The sequence below is a fragment of the Pseudomonas sp. NPDC089758 genome, from assembly GCF_044748705.1.
Classification (GTDB): Bacteria; Pseudomonadota; Gammaproteobacteria; order Pseudomonadales; family Pseudomonadaceae; genus Aquipseudomonas; species Aquipseudomonas putida_X.
This window is the reverse complement of sequence record NZ_JBIVGN010000005.1, coordinates 326155-348486: the sequence shown is the minus strand read 5'-3', so window position 1 is coordinate 348486 and position 22332 is coordinate 326155. Positions and strand designations below refer to the sequence as shown.

At 60.1% G+C, this 22332-nt stretch carries 19 protein-coding genes; 4 read left to right on the top strand and 15 right to left on the bottom strand.

The annotated features are described in order from the left end of the window. Positions 1-16 precede the first annotated feature (16 nt). A complete protein-coding gene (locus ACIPZH_RS09975; protein ID WP_400636065.1) occupies positions 17-2812 on the top strand; it encodes a dermonecrotic toxin domain-containing protein in 2796 nt (931 codons plus the stop codon). Positions 2813-3171: 359 nt separating this feature from the next. Here the strand turns inward: ACIPZH_RS09975 and ACIPZH_RS09970 are convergent, their stop codons facing one another. From ACIPZH_RS09970 to flhA, 14 genes are all read right to left on the bottom strand, one after another. After that, on the bottom strand, positions 3172-3567 hold the full coding sequence (locus ACIPZH_RS09970) for a DUF2802 domain-containing protein (RefSeq protein ID WP_241804557.1): 396 nt from the start codon (positions 3565-3567) through the stop codon (positions 3172-3174). 1 nt (position 3568) lies between these two features. Beyond that, positions 3569-4048, bottom strand: coding sequence for a chemotaxis protein CheW (locus tag ACIPZH_RS09965; RefSeq protein ID WP_241804558.1), 480 nt, complete (start codon positions 4046-4048; stop codon positions 3569-3571). A gap of 42 nt (positions 4049-4090) precedes the next feature. Continuing rightward, positions 4091-4966 carry a CheW domain-containing protein gene (locus ACIPZH_RS09960; RefSeq protein ID WP_400636064.1) on the bottom strand — a complete coding sequence of 292 codons (876 nt, stop codon included), beginning with the start codon at positions 4964-4966 and terminating at the stop codon, positions 4091-4093. Next, the gene (locus tag ACIPZH_RS09955) at positions 4963-5754 is read right to left on the bottom strand and encodes a ParA family protein (RefSeq protein WP_400636063.1); all 792 of its coding nucleotides are present in this window, start codon (positions 5752-5754) and stop codon (positions 4963-4965) included. The genes ACIPZH_RS09960 and ACIPZH_RS09955 overlap by 4 nt, the downstream gene beginning before the upstream one ends. A 91-nt stretch (positions 5755-5845) precedes the next feature. Then, positions 5846-6703, bottom strand: coding sequence for a flagellar motor protein MotD (motD, locus tag ACIPZH_RS09950; RefSeq protein WP_241804561.1), 858 nt, complete (start codon positions 6701-6703; stop codon positions 5846-5848). A 3-nt stretch (positions 6704-6706) separates the two neighbouring features. Further along, entirely contained in the window at positions 6707-7447 is a 741-nt protein-coding gene (locus tag ACIPZH_RS09945; protein WP_241804562.1) for a flagellar motor protein, read from the bottom strand. After that, positions 7447-8577, bottom strand: coding sequence for a chemotaxis response regulator protein-glutamate methylesterase (locus ACIPZH_RS09940; protein ID WP_267817677.1), 1131 nt, complete (start codon positions 8575-8577; stop codon positions 7447-7449). The genes ACIPZH_RS09945 and ACIPZH_RS09940 overlap by 1 nt, the downstream gene beginning before the upstream one ends. Positions 8578-8623: 46 nt before the next feature. Continuing rightward, positions 8624-10855, bottom strand: a complete 2232-nt coding sequence (locus ACIPZH_RS09935; protein WP_400636062.1) for a chemotaxis protein CheA — start codon at positions 10853-10855, stop codon at positions 8624-8626. Positions 10856-10867: 12 nt separating this feature from the next. Beyond that, positions 10868-11656 (bottom strand): protein phosphatase CheZ, encoded by a 789-nt coding sequence (locus ACIPZH_RS09930; protein WP_267817681.1) that lies wholly within the window; start codon positions 11654-11656, stop codon positions 10868-10870. Positions 11657-11674: 18 nt separating this feature from the next. Further along, positions 11675-12049, bottom strand: coding sequence for a chemotaxis response regulator CheY (locus tag ACIPZH_RS09925; RefSeq protein WP_133328372.1), 375 nt, complete (start codon positions 12047-12049; stop codon positions 11675-11677). A 104-nt stretch (positions 12050-12153) separates the two neighbouring features. Further along, positions 12154-12894, bottom strand: coding sequence for an RNA polymerase sigma factor FliA (gene fliA / locus ACIPZH_RS09920; protein WP_012315498.1), 741 nt, complete (start codon positions 12892-12894; stop codon positions 12154-12156). Further along, positions 12891-13724 (bottom strand): flagellar synthesis regulator FleN, encoded by an 834-nt coding sequence (gene fleN, locus ACIPZH_RS09915; protein WP_011534890.1) that lies wholly within the window; start codon positions 13722-13724, stop codon positions 12891-12893. Before fleN ends, fliA begins: the two co-directional genes overlap by 4 nt. Positions 13725-13817: 93 nt before the next feature. Next, the gene (gene flhF, locus ACIPZH_RS09910) at positions 13818-15125 is read right to left on the bottom strand and encodes a flagellar biosynthesis protein FlhF (protein ID WP_267817685.1); all 1308 of its coding nucleotides are present in this window, start codon (positions 15123-15125) and stop codon (positions 13818-13820) included. Between the two features lie 11 nt (positions 15126-15136). Beyond that, entirely contained in the window at positions 15137-17266 is a 2130-nt protein-coding gene (gene flhA / locus ACIPZH_RS09905; protein WP_267817687.1) for a flagellar biosynthesis protein FlhA, read from the bottom strand. A gap of 407 nt (positions 17267-17673) precedes the next feature. Between flhA and ACIPZH_RS09900 the strand changes: the two genes are divergently transcribed. Then, on the top strand, positions 17674-18369 hold the full coding sequence (locus tag ACIPZH_RS09900) for a GntR family transcriptional regulator (RefSeq protein WP_400627593.1): 696 nt from the start codon (positions 17674-17676) through the stop codon (positions 18367-18369). Here ACIPZH_RS09900 and ACIPZH_RS09895 read toward each other — a convergent pair. Beyond that, positions 18329-19423 carry a D-alanine--D-alanine ligase family protein gene (locus ACIPZH_RS09895; RefSeq protein WP_400636061.1) on the bottom strand — a complete coding sequence of 365 codons (1095 nt, stop codon included), beginning with the start codon at positions 19421-19423 and terminating at the stop codon, positions 18329-18331. The two genes, ACIPZH_RS09900 and ACIPZH_RS09895, sit on opposite strands and share 41 nt — an antisense overlap. Before the next feature lie 93 nt (positions 19424-19516). Here ACIPZH_RS09895 and ACIPZH_RS09890 point away from each other — a divergent pair, with 93 nt between their 5' ends. Further along, a complete protein-coding gene (locus ACIPZH_RS09890) occupies positions 19517-21145 on the top strand; it encodes a B12-binding domain/radical SAM domain-containing protein (protein ID WP_400636060.1) in 1629 nt (542 codons plus the stop codon). Next, positions 21138-22313, top strand: a complete 1176-nt coding sequence (locus ACIPZH_RS09885; RefSeq protein WP_400636059.1) for an aminotransferase class I/II-fold pyridoxal phosphate-dependent enzyme — start codon at positions 21138-21140, stop codon at positions 22311-22313. The genes ACIPZH_RS09890 and ACIPZH_RS09885 overlap by 8 nt, the downstream gene beginning before the upstream one ends. Positions 22314-22332: the final 19 nt, after the last annotated feature.

Genomic DNA, 22332 nt, shown 5'->3' with positions numbered 1-22332 from the left:
CTCAAAGGTGACCGCCATGACAACCCAGTTTATCAATGCCAAGGGCACGCAATTCGTGCGCGACAGCCTTGCCGGCTTTCCGCGCCCGGACCGCGCGGCAGCCGACGCCATACGCCAGTGGGCCCACCAGCGCGCCATGGACCTGGACCCGGACCGCGTCGACGCAGTGACCCTCCACTACCAGTTCAACCCCAAGCTCGGCTGGATTGCGATCGTCGCGCAAAAGATGACCCTGACCCAGGCCGTTCTCTCGAACTGGCAGGGCGAGTCGGCTAACAACTGGCTGGGGGCGGCGCTCCATGCCCCATGGGCTGGCGAACTGCCCGAAGGGCCACTGACCATCGTCCAGACGCTGCGCGAGCGCGGCCTGTTCGACTACCATGCCCCCTACAGCATCTACAACGGGCTGTTCAGGCACAGCGACCAGCCGCTATACAACGCCGATACGCATGTAGCGCTGGCGGCCGAGCAATTCCAGTCGTTCGTCTGGGGCCTGGACCTGCAGGTGCAGTACAAGTCGATGCTCGACCGCTACTGGGATGCCAACCTGGACCGCTACCGTGTCAGCGCCAAGATCAACTTCATCGCCGCATGCAACAAGCAAGTCACCGAGGGCAGCCTGAGTGATGCCGCCAGACAGCTGGCCTGGCAGGCGTGCGGCGTGCAGGCTTCATCGCCGACGGCGCCCAGTGACGGCAAAACCAGCAGCAAACCGAGGCTGCGCGCCCGGTGGCTGAACGTCTATGGCTACCGCGCCACTGACCTGCTGTGCCTGTACGACGCCGTCAGCGGCCTGGTCTTGCTCTACATTCCGGGTAATGCCTCGCCCCTGCACGAATTCAGCGACAAACAAGCCATGCTGGACTGGTTTGCCCACCAGTGCCGCGACCCTCGCACGCGCGATGCCTTGCAGGACCACTTCGCCCTGGCCGATCGCGAAGACGGTTTGAGTTACAGCGGCCTTCACACCGCCCTATGCGGCCTGGGCAGCTACCCAGCCCCCTATCACCTCGACAGCAACCGCCCCGGTTTCACGGTGCAAGGCATCTGGCCCCCCCAGGACTACATCAACTACAAGGCCAAGGAATATAGTCCCCTGATCGAAGGCGACCTGTTCCTTTCCCTTGCCAGGCGCCAGAAGCAGCGCAGTTACCAAGACGCACACTTCATCATCACCAGCGACAGCGAAGTGACCAAGGCCAAATGGCGCGGCTACTTGAATTCGGCAATCAACCTGCTGGCCCCCTTGGCCCTGGTGGTGCCCGAGCTCGCCCCGCTGTTCGCCCTCGGCGGCATCGCACAGTTTGGCCTGGGGTTGGACCAGGCCATCCACGCCAAGACCGCCCAGCAAAGCGCCGAAGGCGTCAGCATGTCGGTGTTCGGGGTGCTCAATGCAGCACCGCTGGTGACTGTCGGGCTGTCCAGGGCACCGGTGCTGCTGCGCTTGAAGCGTGACGGCTTTGTGGTGCCCAGCAGGGTCAACGAACAGATCGGCTACCCCTTGAGCCCCCTCGACCCACCGCATCTGGCGCTGGCCGATGTGGCGGATTTTCTCCAGACCACAGACCCCATTGCACCGCTGCCCGGTGGCGACGACGCTGTAGCCGGTGCAGTGGTGAGGATCCCGCGCTACGACGGTTCGGCCGACCTGCTTACGGCGATGATCGGCGGTTATCATGAGCATATGTTCTACGACATGCAGGCCGATGCCTTTGGCCTGGAGAGCGGCCTCAATGAGGTTGAGCCCACCTACTACATCGCAGCGCCAGGCTCGCTCAATCTGGTCGAGGTGGATGCCCGAACGCGGCAGGTTACCGATCAGATGCGCATGGCGACCCTGCGTGCATTGGGCGTCGATCTGCACCTGCCCGTCGCCCTGCCGGCCTTGCGCACCGAAGCACTGCGGCCCATCCCTAAACAGGTGATGAACCTTTGGGTGGGCGACAAGGTGATCGAGCAAAGCCTGATCGACACTATCGCCCGCAACGCCCGCACGCTGCAGAACACCCAGTATGTTCATCGCCTGTATCTTTCCAGGGCCGAGCCGGCTGCCTTCCAGGCCAACCTGCGGCTGTTGACGGCGCATGCGCCCGGGTTGGAGGTAATGCCGCTTGAGGACCAGCCGTTCTATAAACGCTTCAGCGAGAGTGCCAACTTCGCCCAATACCAGGCGGCGATTCAAGGCAATGGTGGGGTGGCGAGCAATTTTTCGTCGGCGTCGGACGTCTTGCGCTATGCCCTGCTGGATCAGGAAGGTGGCCTGTACATGGACGTCGACGACACCCTGCTGGCGCCTGGCGAATACCCGGTGTCAATCGACGGCGTACCCCGGGGCACGCCGGGAGAGCACTTGGATGACGTTGTACTCGCCACCACTGAAAATGGGCTGCTGCTGCACCCGGCGGTATCCAATGAAAGATTGGGCATGAACTGCCTGTACAACGGCAGCCTGGTAGGCAGCCATGCAGATAACCCGACGCTCAGGGCAATCCTGGAGGAAATGCAGGCGCGCTTCGAGCAAGCGCCGGGCTTCTATAACAGCAGGCCCTCCCTGCACACCGACCCGCAAGCTTTCTATGGTTATGCTCAGACGCTGAGCCGCCTCACCGGGCCGAGGTTGCTCACCGACGTGGTCGACCGGCTGTTGCCTGAGCTGGGCGTGATGCGTCAGATCATCAACCTGTATGCGTTCCCCCGCACCAACTCCTGGCAGTTCGTCAGCCTCGTGGAGTTTGAGGCAGCGCAGCGGCAGCTGCTTCCACTCAACCGCATCGCCAGGATCGGTGGATACAATTCTTGGGCCAGGCCCTGAGCGGCAGGCTCAGCAAGCACCTGCTGCCTCAGGTCCGATGCCAGCCAGGCAAGCGATTTGGGGCCGCTGTGCGGCCCATCGCCGGCAAGCCGGCTCCCACCGGGTGGTGACAGTCCTTGAGGTCTGCGCCGCATATCCCACAGAGTTGAACTGTGACAATCCTTGAGGTCCGTGCTGCATCTACCACAGGGTTGGACTGTGACAGTCCTTGAGGCCTGCGCCGTATCTCCCAAAGGGTGGAATGCCGCAGTCCTTCAGGCCTGCGCCGTACCTGTGGGAGCCGGCTTGCCGGCGATGGGCTGCGCAGCAGCCCTGATTACGCCAACCGACCGGCACTCACCTCAGGTCGCCTTTTCACGCTACTCGCCACGATGCAACTTGCTCATCAGCTCGGCCTCGGCCTGGGTCAAACCGCAGCTTTCGGTCAGCTCCGACACACTCGCCCCCATCCCTACCAGTTTCGCCGCCTGGCTGAAGGTTACATCGCTCGGGTCACGTTGCTCCAGACGCTCCAGCCGGTCTGGCAAGGTCGCCACTACCGCGCGCAGCTCATGGATGGCTTCACCCATGCGCACGGTACCGTTCTGGTAATCATCCAGGCGCTTGGCCAGGTCCTTGATGCGCTGGTCACGCACGGCATCGCCCTGGGCCTGCTGGGCGGCGAGCTCGCGCTGGCGCTTGCTGTAGTTGAGGAAAAACCACAGGCTCAGCGCCCACAACAGCGCCAGGAAGATGACAGCAACCTCGAAAATCAACTCAGATGTTCTCCAGCTCGGACCACTCTTCCTCGGTCATCATCTTGTCCAGCTCGACCAGGATCAGCAGTTCGCCATTCTTGTTGCACACGCCCTGGATGAACTTGGCCGACTCTTCGTTCCCCACGTTCGGCGCGGTCTCGATCTCCGACTGACGCAGGTAGACCACCTCGGCCACGCTATCGACCAGGATGCCGACCACTTGCTTGTCAGCTTCGATGATGACGACGCGGGTGTTGTCGGTCACCTCGGTAGGCATCAGGCCAAAGCGCTGGCGGGTGTCGATCACCGTCACGACATTGCCGCGCAGGTTGATGATCCCCAGCACGTAGCTCGGCGCGCCGGGAACCGGGGCGATCTCGGTGTAGCGCAGGACTTCCTGCACCTGCATGACATTGATGCCGTAGGACTCGTTGTCCAGACGGAAGGTTACCCATTGCAGAATCGGATCTTCCGAACCTTGTGCAGACGACTTTTTCATTCCCCTAGCCCTCAAAATCCGCCAATGGCGGTGTGTTCGCAGTTATTTGTGTTTGGTATGCAGCTGCTTGACCGCGCCACTGGCGATCAGCTCGGCCAGTTCGGCCACGTCCAGCAGCGCACACATGTGTTCGATCACCGTGCCCGCCAACCACGGTCGCTGACCACGCTGGCTGCGCCATTTGATCTCCGACGGGTCCAGGCGCAGGGAACGGCTGACCTGATGCACCGCCAGCCCCCATTCGTAGCCCTGAACGGAAATGACATAGTGCAAGCCCTGACGGAAATCGTCCCGGTAACGATCTGGCATGACCCAGCGCGCCGTGTCCAGCACCTTCAGGTTGCCCGCCTGGCAGGTGAGAATGCCAAGGAACCAGTCCGGCTGGCCGAACAGCGGCGTCAGTTCCTGGCCCTCCAGGCTGTAGATCGAGCCCAGGCACACCAGCGGCACTGCCAGCGTCAGCCCGGCGACGTCGAACAGCAGGCACTCGAAGGGCTCGGCTGCCCAGGCCGGGCGACCATCGACCGTGGCCGGTGGCACAGGCGCGCTCGGCGCGGGCAGGTTGACTTCAACCAACGGCGCGACGGGCTCGGGCGCCTGAACCTGGGTCAGTACTGGAATGGCGGCTTCGGCCACTACCTTGGCCTCGACCACCGCCACCACCGGCGCTTCGACCGGCAAGACAGTCGCAAGTACCCCGGCCTGCGGTTCGGCGAAAGGCCTTGCCGGAATGCTCACTGCAGGCTTCTGGACCTGTGGCTGCGCGTCCCGGGCCTGTTCTTCGCGCACGGCGGCGGCAAATTCGTCACTCGCAGCCGGCAGCTCGAGAATGGCTTCAGCCTCGGTGGCTTCCTGCAGCAGACCGTCCAGGTAAGATTGCAAGGCCAGTTGCGGCCGCGTACCGGTCTTCACCGTCATGACGCCACCTGTACTGCAGCCCTGTAGGTGAGCAGGTGCTTGAGCAGCGCCCGGTAAGCGATCACGCCGCGGCTCTTGCCATCGAACTGTGACGGCGTGACGCCGTTGCGGCTGGCATCGCGCAGGCGCGTATCGACCGGAATGTAGCCCTGCCACACCTGATGTTCATAGGTATCACGCAATACTTTCAGCGTACCCAGCGAAGCCTGGGTCCGGCGATCGAACAGGGTCGGCACGATCTGGTAAGGCAAGGCCTGCTTGCGCGAACGGTTGATCATGGCCAGCGTACCGATCATGCGCTCCAGGCCCTTGACCGCGAGAAACTCGGTCTGCACCGGGATCACCAGCTGCTGGCTGGCGGCCAGTGCGTTGACCATCAGCACCCCGAGCAGCGGGGGGCTGTCGATCAGGGCGAAGTCGAAATCCTGCCACAGTTGCGCCAGACTCTTGGCGATCACCAGGCCCAGCCCACTCTGCCCCGGAGACTGCCGCTCCAGCACCGCCAATGCGGTACTCGAAGGCAGCAGCGAGATACGCTGGTCGCTGGTCGGCAGCAGCAGCTGCCCGGGCAAGCCATCCGGCACCTGGCCCTTGTGCAGGAACAGGTCGTAACAGCTGTGCTCCAGCGCATCGGGGTTGTGCCCGAAATAGCTGGTCATCGAACCATGCGGGTCAAGGTCGACGACGACCACGCGCTTGCCCGCCTCGGCCAGCAAACCGGCCAGGGCGATAGTGGTGGTGGTCTTGCCGACCCCGCCTTTCTGATTGGCTACTGCCCAGACTCTCATAGGACAACTCTTGATTCATGGAGGCCGCTGAACCCTGTGCGATCCGGCTTTGCAGCCGCCACAGGGGGCGCGGTGACAGAGAATTGACGAGTCACTGCCCCGCCGTCGCTGCTGGGGTTGCCGGTGCACTTTGTGTGCCAGCGCGGCGCAGGGCCGCGTCCGGGGTGGTGTTGGCACTGCCGGAGCCCGTCAGGCTGCGGCGTACTTCAAGGTTGCGCGAGATCACCAGCACCACCCGGCGGTTTCGCGCCCGGCCCTCTGCAGTGTCATTGCTGGCCACAGGCTGATATTCGCCATAGCCCACCGAGGCCATGCGCGCCGGGTTGACGCCTTCCATCGCCAGCAGGCGGACAATGCTCGCCGCCCGCGCCGAAGACAGCTCCCAGTTGGTCGGGTATTGCGCGGTACGGATCGGCAGGTTGTCGGTAAAGCCCTCGACGTGCACCGGGTTGGCGAACGGTTTGAGGATGTGCGCCACCTTCTCGATGATGTCGAACGCCTGGTCGCTGGGCATGGCATCGCCACTGCCGAACAGCAGCGAGGAATTCAGCTCGATCTCCACCCACAGCTCGTTGGCGCGGATGGTCATCTGGTCGGAGCTGATCAGGTCACCGAAGGCATCGCGCACGTCTTCACTGATGGCTTTGAGCGGGTCGACGCTGGTCTGCGCAAGGCCTGCGTCGGTCTGCTCGCTGTCCTTGATCAACGGCTCGGCCGGCCTGACGCTGAGCGGTTGCTCATCGCCGATAGGGATTGGCTTCATGCTCCGCTCAGGGTCGTTGAACACCCCGAGCAGCGCTTGCGAAATGACCTTGTACTTACCCTCGTTGATCGAGGAAATCGAGTACATGACCACGAAAAAGGCGAACAGCAAGGTAATGAAGTCGGCGTACGACACCAGCCATCGCTCGTGGTTTTCATGTTCTTCAGTATGGCGACGGCGACGCATAGGTTACTCCATGAAGCCTTGCAGCTTCAGTTCGATCGAACGCGGGTTCTCACCCTCGGCAATCGACAACAGGCCTTCTAGCAGCATTTCGCGATAGCGCGACTGGCGCATGACGATGGCCTTGAGCTTGCTCGCGACCGGCAACAGAATCAGGTTGGCACTGGCCACGCCATAAATGGTGGCAACGAACGCCACGGCGATGCCGTTGCCCAGCTGAGACGGGTCGGCCAGGTTGCCCATCACGTGGATCAGGCCCATCACCGCACCGATGATGCCGATGGTCGGCGCGTAGCCGCCCATGCTTTCAAACACCTTGGCAGCCTGGATGTCGCGGCCTTCCTGGGTCAGGAAATCGACTTCGAGGATACTGCGAATGGCCTCGGGCTCGGCGCCGTCGACCAGCAACTGCAAGCCTTTGCGGGCATACGGGTCGGGCTCGCCATCGGCCACACCTTCCAGGCCAAGCAGGCCCTCCTTGCGTGCGGTCAGGCTCCAGTTCACCACCTTGTCGATACCGCCAGCCAGATCGACCCGCGGCGGGAAGATGATCCAGCGCAAGATCTGCAAGGCACGCTTGAACGATGACAACGGTGACTGCAAAAGCGCCGCCGCCAGGGTACCGCCCAGTACGATCAGGGCCGCCGGGCCATTGAGCAGCGCGCCGACATGGCCACCTTCGAGGAAGTTGCCACCGACGATGGCGACGAAGGCCAGGATCAGTCCGATCAGGCTAAGGACATCCATTACACACACGCCTCGACCAGGTGCTTGCCGATCTCATCCAGGCTGTACACCGCATCGGCCAGGTTGGCTTTGACGATGGCCATGGGCATGCCATAGATCACGCAACTGGCTTCATCCTGGGCCCACACGGTGCTGCCGCCCTGCTTGAGCAGGCGCGCGCCTTCACGGCCATCGGCGCCCATGCCGGTCAGCACCACCGACAGCACCTTGTCACCGTACGACTTGGCTGCCGAACCGAAGGTGATGTCCACGCAGGGTTTGTAGTTCAAGCGCTCGTCACCGGGCAGGATCTTCACCGTACCCCGGCCATCGATCATCATCTGCTTGCCACCGGGGGCAAGCAGGGCCAGGCCTGGGCGCAGCACGTCGCCGTCCTCGGCTTCCTTGACGCTGATCTTGCACAGCTTGTCCAGGCGCTCGGCAAACGCCTTGGTGAACGCCGCCGGCATGTGCTGGATGAGCACGATCGGAGCCGGGAACCCGGCAGGCAATTGCGTCAGTACCCGTTGCAGCGCGACCGGGCCACCGGTCGATGTGCCGATAGCCACCAGTTTGTAGGGCTTGCGCTTGGGCGCGGGCGAATGGCTTGACGCCGGTGCAGCCGCCGCTCGGGCAGGCGCCACGCTGCGTGTGGACGCCGTGCTGGCCAGGCTGCTGGCGGGGGCGTGCGCCACGCTGGCAGGTGCCGGCGCAGGCGCCGCTGCGGTGCTTGGGTAACCACCGAAACGACGGTTGCTGCGCGAAAGGGTGTGCACCTTCTCGCACAGCATCTGCTTGACCTTCTCCGGGTTGCGCGAGATGTCCTCGAAGTTCTTCGGCAGGTAATCCACCGCACCGGCATCCAGCGCGTCGAGGGTCACACGGGCGCCTTCGTGGGTCAGCGAGGAGAACATCAACACCGGTGTCGGGCAGCGCTGCATGATGTGCCGCACGGCGGTGATGCCATCCATCATGGGCATTTCGTAGTCCATGGTGATGACATCGGGCTTGAGCGCCAGCGCCTGGTCGATCGCTTCCCTACCGTTGGTCGCGGTACCGACGACCTGGATCGTCGGGTCCGCCGAGAGGATTTCCGAGACGCGGCGGCGGAAGAAACCCGAATCATCCACCACCAGGACCTTGACTGCCATAAACACTCCATTAGATGGCGCAGCCCCGCAGGGCGCGCCACCGAAATCAAATACGCCGCGCCGCGTAACGCTTGAGCATGCTCGGTACGTCGAGGATCAGCGCAATGCGACCGTCACCGGTGATGGTGGCGCCGGACATGCCCGGGGTGCCCTGCAGCATCTTGCCCAGCGGCTTGATCACCACCTCTTCCTGGCCCACCAGTTGGTCGACCACGAAGCCGATGCGCTGGGTGCCCACAGAGAGAATCACCACATGGCCCTCGCGCTGCTCCTCGTGCACCTGGCCCTGGACCAGCCAGCGTTTGAGGTAGAACAGCGGCAGCGCCTTGTCGCGCACGATCACCACCTCCTGGCCGTCGACCACGTTGGTGCGCGACAGGTCCAGGTGGAAAATTTCGTTGACGTTGACCAGCGGGAAGGCGAACGCCTGGTTGCCCAGCATCACCATCAGGGTCGGCATGATCGCCAGGGTCAGCGGCACCTTGATGACGATCTTCGAACCCTGGCCTTTGGCCGAGAAGATGTTGATCGAGCCGTTGAGCTGGGAAATCTTGGTCTTGACCACGTCCATACCGACACCACGGCCGGACACATCGGAGATTTCCGTCTTGGTCGAGAAGCCTGGGGCGAAGATCAGGTTGTAGCAGTCCGACTCGCTCAGACGGTCGGCGGCGTCCTTGTCCATCAGGCCCTTTTCCACCGCCTTGGCGCGCAGAATGTTAGGGTCCATGCCTTTGCCGTCATCGGAGATAGACAGCAGGATGTGGTCACCCTCCTGCTCGGCCGACAATACCACGTGGCCGGTACGCGCCTTGCCCGAGGCTTCACGCTCCTCAGGCATCTCCACACCGTGGTCCACCGCGTTGCGCACCAAGTGCACCAGGGGGTCGGCCAATGCCTCGACAAGGTTCTTGTCCAGGTCGGTCTCTTCCCCGACCAGTTCCAGGTTGATCTCTTTCTTCAACTGGCGGGCCAGGTCGCGGACCAGGCGCGGGAAGCGGCCGAAGACTTTCTTGATCGGCTGCATACGCGTTTTCATCACCGCGGTCTGCAGGTCGGCAGTGACCACGTCCAGGTTCGACACGGCCTTGGACATGGCCTCGTCACCGCTGTTCAGGCCCAGGCGCACCAGGCGGTTACGCACCAGCACCAGTTCGCCGACCATGTTCATGATCTCGTCCAGGCGCGCCGTATCGACGCGCACGGTGGTTTCCGCTTCGCTCACCGCGTGCTTCTCGGCAGCAGGTGCGGGCGCGCGGGCCGGCGCGGCGGGCTTGGCCGCCGCAGCAGGTGCAGGTGCAGGTGCAGGTGCCGGCTTGGCCACCGGCTGGCTTTGCGCCTTGGCGGCCGCAGGGGCGGCAACGGCGGCGGGCGCTTCAGCGGTAACCGCATCGCCGGTGAACTTGCCTTTGCCATGCAACTGATCGAGCAGTGCCTCGAACTCGTGCTCGCTGATTTCATCGCTGCTACCGGCAGCTGGCGCTTCACTGGCCACCGGAGCCACGGCAGCAGGCAGCGCATCCGCCTGGAACGTGCCCTTGCCGTGCAGCTGATCGAGCAGCGACTCGAATTCTTCGTCAGTGATCTCGTCGCTGGCTGGCGCGCTGGCAGAAGCGGCCACAGGCTCTGTGGCAACGCCTTCGGCCGAGAACTGGCCCTTGCCGTGCAACTGGTCGAGCAACGATTCGAATTCGTCGTCGGTGATCTCGTCACCCGATCCGGACAGCGTTTCGCCTTGCAGCTGCTGTTCGGCAGCGGCTGCCTGGGCTTTGACCGCATCGAGCGAGTCGAGCAGCTGCTCGAATTCGGTGTCGGTGATGTCGGCCTCGGCGACAGGTTCGGCCGGCGCAGGCGCAGCCTCGACCACCGGCGCAGCCGCTTCAGGGCCAGCTGGCTCGGCCAGGCGTGCCAGGGCCGCCAGCAACTCGGGCGTGGCCGGGGTGACTTCACTGCGCTCGCGCACCTGGCCAAACATGCTGTTGACCGTGTCCAGTGCTTCGAGCACCACGTCCATCAGTTCCGCGTCGACCCGGCGCTCACCTTTGCGCAGGATGTCGAACACGTTCTCGGCGATATGGCAGCACTCCACCAGCTCATTGAGCTGGAGGAAGCCGGCGCCCCCTTTTACAGTGTGGAAACCGCGAAAGATCGCATTGAGCAGGTCGGCATCATCGGGCCGGCTTTCCAGCTCGACCAGTTGCTCGGACAGTTGCTCAAGAATTTCGCCGGCTTCTACCAGGAAATCCTGAAGGATTTCTTCATCGGCGCCGAAGCTCATTAAACGTGCTCCTCAAAAACCCAGGCTGGACAGCAGATCATCGACATCGTCCTGACCGGACACGACGTCTTCACGCTTATCGGCATGAATCTGCGGACCTTCACCCCGAGCCGGATATTTTTCTTCATCTTTTTCCGCGCGCAGCTGTTGGTGGTCATGTTCGATACCGGCAAAACGGTCGACCTGACTGGCCATCAGCACGAGCTTGAGCAGATTGCTTTCGACTTCGGTCACAAGCGCAGTCACCCGCTTGATCACCTGGCCGGTCAGGTCCTGATAGTCCTGAGCCAGCAGAATGTCATTGAGGTGGCCGGATACCTTGCGGTTACCTTCAGCGCTGTGCGTCAGGAAACTGTCGACACGCTTGACCAACTCGCGGAATTCCGGCGCAGCGACTTCGCGGCGCATGAAACGCTGCCAGTCGACACTGAGGCTCTGCGCTTCAGCAGCCAGGTCGTTGAGCACGGGCGTGCTCTCCTCCACCAGGTCCATGGTGCGGTTGGCGGCGCCTTCAGTCAGCTTGACCACATAGGACAAGCGTTCGGTGGCATCGGTGATCTGCGAGACTTCCTCGGCCTGCGGCATGCGCGGGTCGATCTGGAAGCTGACGATCGCACTGTGCAGCTCGCGCGTGAGCTTGCCGACTTCCTGATACAAGCCGCGGTCGCGGGTCTGGTTGAGCTGATGAATCAGCTGCACCGCCTCGCCGAACCGGCCCCGTTCCAGGCTTTCGACCAGTTCCTGAGCATGCTTCTTCAGGGTTGACTCAAACTCCCCCAAAGACGTTTGTGTTGATTCCATGGCGCCCCCTGACTTTGTTCAGCCGTTGACGCGTTCGAAGATCTTCTCGATCTTTTCTTTGAGCACCTGGGCGGTGAACGGCTTGACCACATACCCATTCACACCGGCCTGGGCCGCTTCGATGATCTGGTCGCGCTTGGCTTCGGCCGTCACCATCAGTACCGGCATACCCTTCAGGCGCTCGTGGGCACGTACCTTGCGCAGCAAGTCGATACCGGACATGCCAGGCATGTTCCAGTCGGTCACCAGGAAGTCGTAATGGCCGCTTTCGAGCATCGGCAACGCCGTGGTGCCGTCGTCAGCTTCGTCGGTATTGGTGAAGCCCAGATCACGCAACAGGTTCTTGATGATCCGCCGCATCGTCGAAAAGTCGTCAACGATGAGGATTTTCATGTCTTTGTTCAATTAGACCTCCAAGCAGTCTCAAACGCGCTCGGCCCCGAGCGCGCATTCAATCAATTCGGTACAACGTGAAAACGACTGCAACGACCCCGGGCTCAACGCGCCCGCCATTCCCCAAGACGGCTGCGCAAACGCGCGGCGCACTGGCTGTGCAGCTGGCTGACACGCGATTCGCTGACCCCCAGTACCTCACCGATTTCCTTGAGGTTCAGCTCTTCGTCATAGTACAGCGCCAGTACCAGCCGCTCGCGCTCCGGCAGGTTGGCGATGGCATCGGTCAGGGCGGCCTGGAAGCGCTCGTCTTCCAGGTCGCGCGACGGCTCGACCTGGCCACTGGCGCCCTCCTCGTGCAGCCCTTCGTGCTCGCCGTCCTGCAACAGGTCGTCAAAGCTGAACAGGCGGCTACCCAGGGTATCGTTCAAAATCCCGTAGTAATCATCGAGACTCAACTTGAGTTCGGCCGCAACTTCATGATCTTTAGCGTCGCGGCCGGTTCTTGCTTCCACAGCGCGCATCGCATCGCTGACCATACGCGTGTTGCGGTGCACCGAACGCGGTGCCCAATCACCTTTGCGTACCTCGTCGAGCATGGCGCCGCGGATGCGGATGCCGGCGTAGGTTTCAAAGCTGGCGCCCTTGCTGGCGTCGTATTTGTTGGCGACCTCAAGCAAGCCGATCATGCCGGCCTGGATCAGGTCTTCCACCTGCACGTTGGCAGGCAGGCGCGCCAGCAGGTGGTAGGCAATGCGCTTGACCAGCGGCGCGTAGCGTTCAACCAGATCGTACTGGGCGTCTTTGGACGCCTTGCTGTACATCTTGAACCCGCTCGCACTCATAGGACCGGCCCTGCACTGGTTGGCTGCACCAGGCGTTCGACGAAGAACTCCAGGTGCCCGCGCGGGTTGGCCGGCAGCGGCCAGCTGTCGACCTTCTGGGCAATGGCCTTGAAGGCCAGCGCACACTTGGAACGAGGGAAAGCTTCGTAGACTGCCCGCTGCTTCTGCACCGCCTTGCGCACACACTCGTCATACGGCACGGCGCCGACGTATTGCAGGGCAACGTCGAGGAAGCGATCAGTGACCTTGGTCAACTTGGCGAACAGGTTGCGCCCTTCCTGCGGGCTTTGCGCCATGTTGGCCAGCACGCGGAAACGGTTCATCCCGTAATCGCGATTGAGCAGCTTGATCAGCGCGTAGGCGTCGGTGATCGAGGTCGGCTCGTCGCACACCACCAGCAGCACTTCCTGGGCTGCACGGACGAAACTGACTACCGAGTCACCAATCCCCGCAGCGGTGTCTATCACCAGCACGTCGAGGTTGTCGCCGATCTCGCTGAAGGCCTGGATCAGCCCGGCATGCTGGGCCGGTGCCAGGTGCACCATGCTCTGGGTGCCGGAGGCCGCCGGCACGATGCGCACACCGCCCGGGCCCTGCAACAGCACGTCGCGCAGCTCGCAGCGCCCTTCAATGACATCGGCCAGGGTGTGTTTGGGGGTCAGGCCCAGCAACACGTCGACGTTGGCAAGGCCCAGGTCGGCGTCAAGCAGCATGACCCGGCGGCCGAGTTCGGCCAGTGCCAGGGACAGGTTCACTGAAACGTTAGTCTTGCCGACGCCACCTTTGCCACCGGTCACGGCGATCACCTGTACGGGATGCATGCTACCCATGTTCGTTGTTCACCTTGTCTCGCTTGGACCCAAGCCACACGTGGGGCATGACAGCGGTCCCCTTGGTGTAGGTATTTTGCATACGCTTGATCATCAACCCGCTCTCCTTGGGTTGTGATAGAGATCAGCGAACATGTCGGCCATGGCCTCTTCGCTGGGCTCATCCTGCAACTGCACATTGACCGCGCGGCTAACCAGTTGGTGCGCCCGCGGCAAGTGCAGGTCGTCAGGAATGCGCGGGCCATCGGTAAGATAGGCAACGGGCAGTTCATGACTGATGGCCAGGCTCAGCACATCGCCGAGGCTCGCCGTTTCATCGAGTTTGGTCAGGATACAGCCGGCCAGGCCACAGCGCTTGTAGCTGTGGTAGGCGGCCGTCAGCACCTGCTTCTGGCTGGTGGTGGCCAGCACCAGGTAATTCTTCGCGGCGATGCCGCGGCTGGCCAGGCTTTCCAGCTGCATGCGCAGGGCCGGGTCGCTGGCCTGCAGGCCGGCGGTATCGATCAGCACCACGCGCTTGCGCAGCAGCGGCTCCAGCGCCTGGGCCAGCGACTGGCCGGGGTCTACATAAGTCACCGGCACGTTGAGGATGCGCCCCAGGGTCTTGAGCTGCTCCTGGGCACCAATGCGAAAACTGTCCATGCTGACCAGGGCCACGTTCTGCGGGCCGTACTTGAGGACATAGCGCGCCGCCAGCTTGGCCAGCGTGGTGGTCTTGCCCATGCCGGCGGGGCCGACCATGGCGATCACGCCACCCTCTTCGATCGGCTCGATCTCCGGCACTTCGATCATGCGTGCCAGGTGCGCCAGCAGCATGCGCCAGGCCTGGCGTGGTTCCTCGATTTCGGCGGTCAGGTCCAGCAGCTCGCGGGCGATCGGGCCGGACAGGCCGATGCGCTGCAGCCGGCGCCAGAGGTTGGCCTGCGCCGGTTTGCTGCCTTGCAGCTGGTTCCAGGCCAGCGAGCCGAGCTGCACTTCCAGCAGCTCGCGCAGGCCCGACAGCTCAGAGCGCATCGCATCGAACAAGCGCGGGTCGACCGCTGCCGGCGCAGCAGGTGCTGCAGGGGCCGGCACGTCCACATGCGGTTCGATCAATGGCTGCGAGGCGGTCAGCGACTGCCCGGCGAACAATTGGCGGCTGCCTTCGCTGGCATCACTGCGGTTGTCCAGCTCAGCCTGGGCCGTGGCGATGCGCGTCTGGGTCTTGCGCAGCTCTTGCTCGAGCTCGGCATTGGGCACGCGCGGGGCCAACGCGGACAGTTTGTAGTCCAGCGCGGCCGTCAGTTCGACACCGCCAGCGATGCGCCGGTTACCGATGATGGCGGCGTCGGAGCCCAGCTCATCACGGACCAGCTTCATGGCCTGGCGCATATCGGCGGCGAAAAAACGCTTAACTTGCATAACCCACTACCTCAGCCGTTGGGGCCCACGGTGGCAACGATGGTGACTTGCTTGTTATCCGGTATTTCCTGATACGCCAGAACATGCAAATTCGGTACAGCCAGGCGGCCGAAGCGCGACAGCATGGCACGGATCGGGCCGGCAACCAGAAGGATGGCCGGCTGGCCCTGCATCTCCTGACGCTGGGCCGCTTCAATCAACGAACGCTGCAGCTTTTCGGCCATGCTCGGCTCCAGAAGAACACCGTCTTCCTGACCTTGCCCGGCCCTTTGCAGACTATTGAGCAAAATCTGTTCCAACCTTGGCTCAAGCGTGATCACAGGCAGCTCGGACTCAACGCCGACAATGCTTTGCACGATGGCGCGACACAATCCGACGCGCACTGCCGCCACCAGCGCGGCGGTATCTTGACTCTTACCCGCATTATTGGCGATGGCCTCGGCAATGCTGCGGATGTCACGCACCGGCACCTGCTCGGCGAGCAATGCCTGCAGGACCTTGAGCAGGCCCGACAAGGAAATGACACCCGGCACCAGTTCCTCTGCAAGTTTAGGCGAAGCCTTGCCCAGCACCTGCAGCAATTGCTGCACTTCCTCGTGACCGATCAGTTCGTGGCAATGCTTCTGCAGGATCTGGTTGAGGTGCGTGGCAACCACGGTACTGGCGTCGACCACGGTGTAGCCCAGCGACTGCGCCTGGGCACGCTGGCCGATATCGATCCATACCGCTTCCAGGCCGAAGGCCGGGTCACGCGCGGCGATGCCGTTGAGGGTACCGAAGACCTGCCCAGGGTTGATGGCAAGCTCGCGGTCCGGGTAGATCTCGGCCTCGGCCAGAATCACGCCCATCAGCGTCAGGCGATAGGCGCTGGGCTGCAGGTCGAGGTTGTCGCGGATGTGCACGGTGGGCATAAGGAAGCCCAGGTCCTGGGAGAGCTTTTTGCGCACCCCCTTGATCCGAGCCAGCAGTTGCCCACCCTGGTTGCGATCGACCAGCGGGATCAGGCGGTAGCCGACTTCCAGGCCGATCATGTCGATCGGCGTCACGTCATCCCAGCCAAGCTCTTTGGTTTCCATGGCCCGTTGCGGCGACGGCAGCAGGTCCTGCTGGCGCTGCGCCTCTTGCTGCGCGGCGACCTTGGCCTTCTGCTGCTTCTTCCAGACCAGGTAGGCACCACCGCCGGCCACCAGCCCAAGGCTGAGGAAAGCGAAGTGCGGCATGCCTGGCACCAGGCCCATGACGATCATCAAGCCTGCCGATACCGCCAGCGCTTTGGGCGAATCGAACATTTGCCGGTTGATCAGCTTGCCCATGTCCTCGGAGCCGGAAGCACGGGTCACCATGATCGCGGCAGCGGTGGACAGCAGCAATGATGGCAATTGCGCCACCAAACCGTCACCGATGGTCAGCAGCGCATAGACCTTGCCGGCCTCGCTGAAGGACATGTTGTACTGGAGCATGCCAATGAGCATGCCGCCGATGAGGTTGATGAACAGGATCAGCAGGCCGGCGATGGCGTCACCGCGCACGAATTTGCTGGCACCGTCCATCGAACCGTAGAACTCGGCCTCCTGGGCGACTTCGGCGCGTCGCGCCTTGGCCTGGGCCTGATCGATGAGGCCGGCATTGAGGTCGGCGTCGATTGCCATCTGCTTGCCGGGCATGGCGTCCAGCGTGAAACGCGCGCTCACTTCAGAGATGCGCCCGGCACCTTTGGTGACCACCACGAAGTTGATGATCATGAGGATGGCGAACACCACTGCACCGACGACGTAGTTGCCGCCGATCACCACGTCACCGAAAGCCTGGATCACTTGGCCCGCAGCGCCATGGCCCTCCTGGCCGTGGAGCATGACCACACGCGTGGAGGCGACGTTCAAGGCCAGCCGCAACAGCGTCGCCACCAGCAAAATGGTGGGGAACGCGGCAAAGTCGAGCGGCCGCAAGGCATACACGCAGACCAGCAGGACCACGATCGACAGGGCGATGTTGAAGGTGAAGAACACGTCGAGCAGGAACGGCGGTATCGGCAACATCATCATTGCCAACATCACCAGCAGCAACAGCGGCACACCCAGGTTGCCCCGGCCCAGGCCGGCCAGGTTGTGGCGTGCGTTGTTGATTAACTGACTGCGATCCACCGAGAGCCCTCTTCAAGCAAAACTTTGACGCCCCAGGGGCGCTTGGGCGTGGCTCTGCAAGAAGCTTTCCAACTTTGACCTAGCCCACGCGAAACGTGAACCAGCCGAGCCCAATTGCGTTGGCTGGCGGCTCATCAGTGGGCAATCAACAAGAGCAACAATACCTCCTACCCCACCCGCTTCAACGGCAATGACGCAATGCTTCACTCTTGAAAATCTACAGAGAGGCTGCCCAATGGAAAAACTCACACCGATATGTTCATGCAAAAAGCGTGGTTTCTATACCGACGCACGAGGCAAATGCCAGCTATAAAGCCTCGAACATCAGCCAATGACTCGATTGGTAGCCCTCGTGAGTCTGTGGTACCTTCGCCAGCGTTTTGACTGCATCGCTTGACCCGGAGCATATGGTGGCAAACTCTCTCGATAGCTTTATCGTTCCTGACAAACATCGCCATAAAACCGCGATGGATTATGTAGTCGAGTCGCTACGCCAAGGCATACTTTCTGGCGCAATAGCCGAAGGCACGGCTTTGCGGCAAGAAGAGCTAGCCTCAAAATTTGGCTTGAGCCGAATGCCGGTAAGGGACGCCATAAGGCAATTGGAGGCCGAAGGGCTTGTTACCTACGAAGTCCATAAAGGCGCATCTGTCGCGATCATGACGATTGAAGATATTGTCGAGATCTATGACATGCGGATCATGGCAGAATGCACAGCCCTGGACTTTGGTTTTGCCAACATTGTAGAGAATGATCTGGCGCAGATGTATGACCTCGTGTCTACAATGGAGCATGCAACAGACCCGCACCAGCTTAGCGAACTTAACGAAAAATTTCATCACCTTCTGTATTCAAAAGCAAATCGCCCCAGGTTACTTGCGTTGATTAAGTCCCTTCATGACTCGGTGGATCGCCATCTTCGTTTTTTGTTGACAAATCTCGATTACCACAAGAAATCGCAACAAGACCACAAACGCATTGTGAACGCGTGCGCTCAGGGTGATCGGGAAGCCGCCAAGCAATATTTGGCCGAGCACCTTGCCGAGGGCCGAGATTCGATCGTTACGTTTCTTGAGACACGGCGACGACAGGACGTGCCGTAATACGGTCCTTCGATGCCGACGAGAGCGCATATTCCACTAACGCTCCTACTAGCTTCACAGGGGGATAACCTGAGCACTCAAACATTTTCGGGTACATACTGGAACTTGTAAATCCAGGTAACGTGTTGACCTCATTGAGAATAATTGCACCACCCTCTGTCAAGAAAAAATCCACCCTGGCGTACCCCTTCAGATCAAGGCATCTGAATGCTTGAACGGATAATGCCTGAATGCGCTCGACAATGTCCGGCGGCAGTAGGCATGGCACACGAAGATCTGCTCCGCTGTTGCAATCATATTTCGCCTGATAATCGTAATATCCGTGCCCTTCTTTTTTGAGTATTTCACCCACTACCGAGGCCATCAAACCTCCCTCAAGTTCGAGCACTCCACACTCTATCTCTCTTCCACAGATTTCCGCCTCCACCAGCACCTTTGTGTCCTGACACGCTGCAATAGCAAATGCCTCAGCATATTCCAAGGCATTGGATACCTTAGATACACCAATCGATGACCCCGAATTGGCGGGCTTGACGAAGAGCGTGCTGCTACCCAAGCACTCAACCAGTTCTTCCCACGGGCGCATGAAATTCATGGCCCTCCAAGGCCCCACAACCAGCCCAGAAGACTGGACCATCGTCTTCGTAACGTCCTTATCCATGGACATTGCTGAACCCAGCACCCCGGAGCCCACACAAGGCAAACTGCACATCGCTGCCAAGCCTTGAATCGTTCCATCCTCCCCCCACCGACCATGCAGTGCCGGAAAGAGCAGATCGATCGCAATCTCCACCGTGTCACTCCCATGAGTTGTGTATGAGAGCGAAGGATGACCTGGACGTATCGAAATCAAAGGCGCCGACAGATCAACCTCGCCTGGAAACTGGCCAGGCTCCCCCTGATATCTCCAGTTGCCCTCACGATCTATCCCAACACAGTGCACACGCTGACCGAGGGCCATCAGCGCCGCGTGAATCGTAGAAGCGGAGCGGAGCGCCACTGAGTGCTCTGAGCTCCTCCCCCCAAAAACCAGTGCAATCACATTTTGTTTCATTTCGAGAGACCTCAGCCTGGAAATTTTGGCTACTGTATCCAATATCCAACAACAATAACAACGGCATTTGCCGATCTCCAGGAAAGGAAGACCATGGCTTTACAGATCACCAAAGGGGGGAGCCGGGGCGAGCGTTCTTGCGTGCCCCTAGACGCCGCGCCGGATCTCCGGATCCGAGCGATCGCGATCTCAGCACCGGAGTGCATCAGCGGCTGCAAATCAGGCAGGGCCTTGAACAGCACTGACCCTGTCAGCCTATTCAACGCATGCCGCTGCGCGGCAAGCCTTGCGCAAGAAAGTAAAGGCGCTTGGGCAAACAGCAATTGGGGGCGACCTGACAAAAAGTTGAGAGAACACTTTTTGCTCATGTACTCACTGGACGACTTGCATCGTCTCGAAAACTTAATCCACGTATCTCTTCCCAATATTCTGTTCATTGGCGCCATGACGCTCTGCATGCCTGGCGCAGTTGAATGTGCAAAACTCGCAAGAAAAATGCTCGGCAGCAGAGTACTGATCATACTGGGTGGGCGTCATATAAATGAAACGATCTACCTTTCTGACGAAAGAAGAAGGTCACCTTCCCTTGTCAAACACCATCGAGCCTCGCCCGGACGCCTTATTAGAGAGCTTGAGATCCCCCCACTTTTCGACGTCATAATTTCCGGCGAAGCGGAAAAATTGATTGCAGAGATCGGAGAGCTTTTTAGTCGCTCCAATCAAAACCCTACAATGTTCATTGCAGAAAATTTAAATACGAAAACTGAAGGGCGGTGGATCGCTGACTTCCCGCATATCGATAAAACACTTGTAAGTGATGGCAACCCTCTGAAGCACGACGACCTGCCCTCGGTAGTCGGTACGTTTGGGGTGACCGCTTCATTTGATGTTTTCCAGGGGCGCATGACATCACATGTTTTCAGCGATACTGGTCCCGGGTGCATCTATGACTGCAATTTTTGCAGTGAACGCCGGAGCATTGCTGGAAACATCCAAGAAATTCAAGGCGCCCCGCGACGACTGTACAACCAACTCAAAGAGACAATTATCGCGGTAAAACAAGATCATCCCAACAAGGGAGCAAGCGCATTCGTCGAAGATTCTATACTCCTTAGTGGTAGCCCAGTCGCAATCGCCCAGCTATGTCAATTGCTTGAGAAGGACCCATTAGAAATCGTTTTTGGAGGCCAATTCACCATTGATCAGATTCTTTGGAAAAAAGACATAATTAAACGACTAGCCAAATGTGGCCTGAGGTATATCTTCATCGGGCTCGAAACGCTTGAACCACAAGAAATTGGAGGTATGAGCAAAGACGTTGACGGCAAAAAACGAACGTGGAGAGACCGATTCTTAGAAGCTCTGGACTTTATGGCAGCAAACCATATCGCTTGTGGGTGCGCACTACTTTTTGGCTTGGGTGAAGCACATAATAGCCGCCGAAATTTACTGAATGGTCTCATAGCGCTTAAGCGGGAGACAGGACAACCTGTTGCCCTAAGCGCAAACTGGGCAGTCCAGCACCCCCTGCGGAGTTGCCGCGAAAGCGAGAATGAAAATTACCTACGCTGGGGCACTCCCGAAGGGGAACTGCTGGAATGTTTCCACAGATTCGGCGAAGCCTCCCTCGAGTACCCTTTACCCAATGTCTCTCCACCTCAGACTAGCGAAGTAAAGGAAATAATCCATCTCCTCAATGAGTTCGAGGCAACCGATGCCTGAGATGATGCTTAGCAAACTGGCACAGGCTGGTCTCTTCCCTGTAGGAAAAATTCTATCCACGCAAACGCCAGCCATGGAATGCACCAGCTATTTAGTTGACACTTTTGATCAGCTGCCGCCCATCAATAAGGAAAGCCTGGCGGATACAGACCACGATCTTTTCAACGGCCTGTACTATGGCGGCGTCGACACTCCAACCACTCGCCAACTCTCTCAGCGGGTAGCCGACCTTGAAAAAGGCAACTTCACAGTTTTAACACCTTCCGGGCAATCCGCATTCAACCTGCTCCTGTCAACATTTTTAAAACCGGGTGATCACGTACTTGCTGGAGACACCACCGTTTACTCCACACAATGGCTGCTGAGTTACTTTAAAACGATAGGCGTAACAATTGAGTACTTCACACCCAACGAAGCCGCAACCCTAAAAAGCAAATTAACCTCTAAGACAAAGTTAATCATCTTTGAAAACCCTGGTGCATTCACCTATGAGTTGATAGATATCCGCGCAATTGTCAAATCACGACACGACCATCCAGCGTTAATTGTCGCCGACAACACGTGGGCGGGATCAGTATTTCACCACCCTCTGTCACTCGGCGCGGATATTAGCTTGATATCACTGAGCAAATACCACGGGGCGGTAGAGGGCATCTCTCTCGGAGCACTAACAACCAAGCGAAAAGATTTGCATTTGAATTTGAAAATCACCTCCGCACTAATAGGTAATCATGTTAGCTCACAAGCCTGCTCAGCAGCTATTCGATCAATTAGCACACTGGGCGCTCGCCTATCGTTCCAAATGAGCACAACTCGCAAGGTGCTTCGAAGCCTTCAGCCAATGCCCCTTTTAAAACAAGTGATCCATCCCATTCTTCAGAACACTGAGCTTCACCTACAAAACTCCATGATCTCTGGATTCAACAGCCTACTCACCGCTGAGTTTTCATGCTCTCGTGACGAACTTATATGTCGCCTGAACCGACTAAATATAATAAAGATTGGCTACGGATGGGGCGGCGCAATAAGCCTCATTAATCTCGTTGACACGCACGACATGCCATCAGCAAAACGACTAGGCATTAACAGTGAATGCGCGAGGATATACCTTGGCCTTGAAGATCCGGATGAGTTAATTCGCGACCTGTCTAACGCATTCACCCACTAGCCATCTCAACCGCGGCATC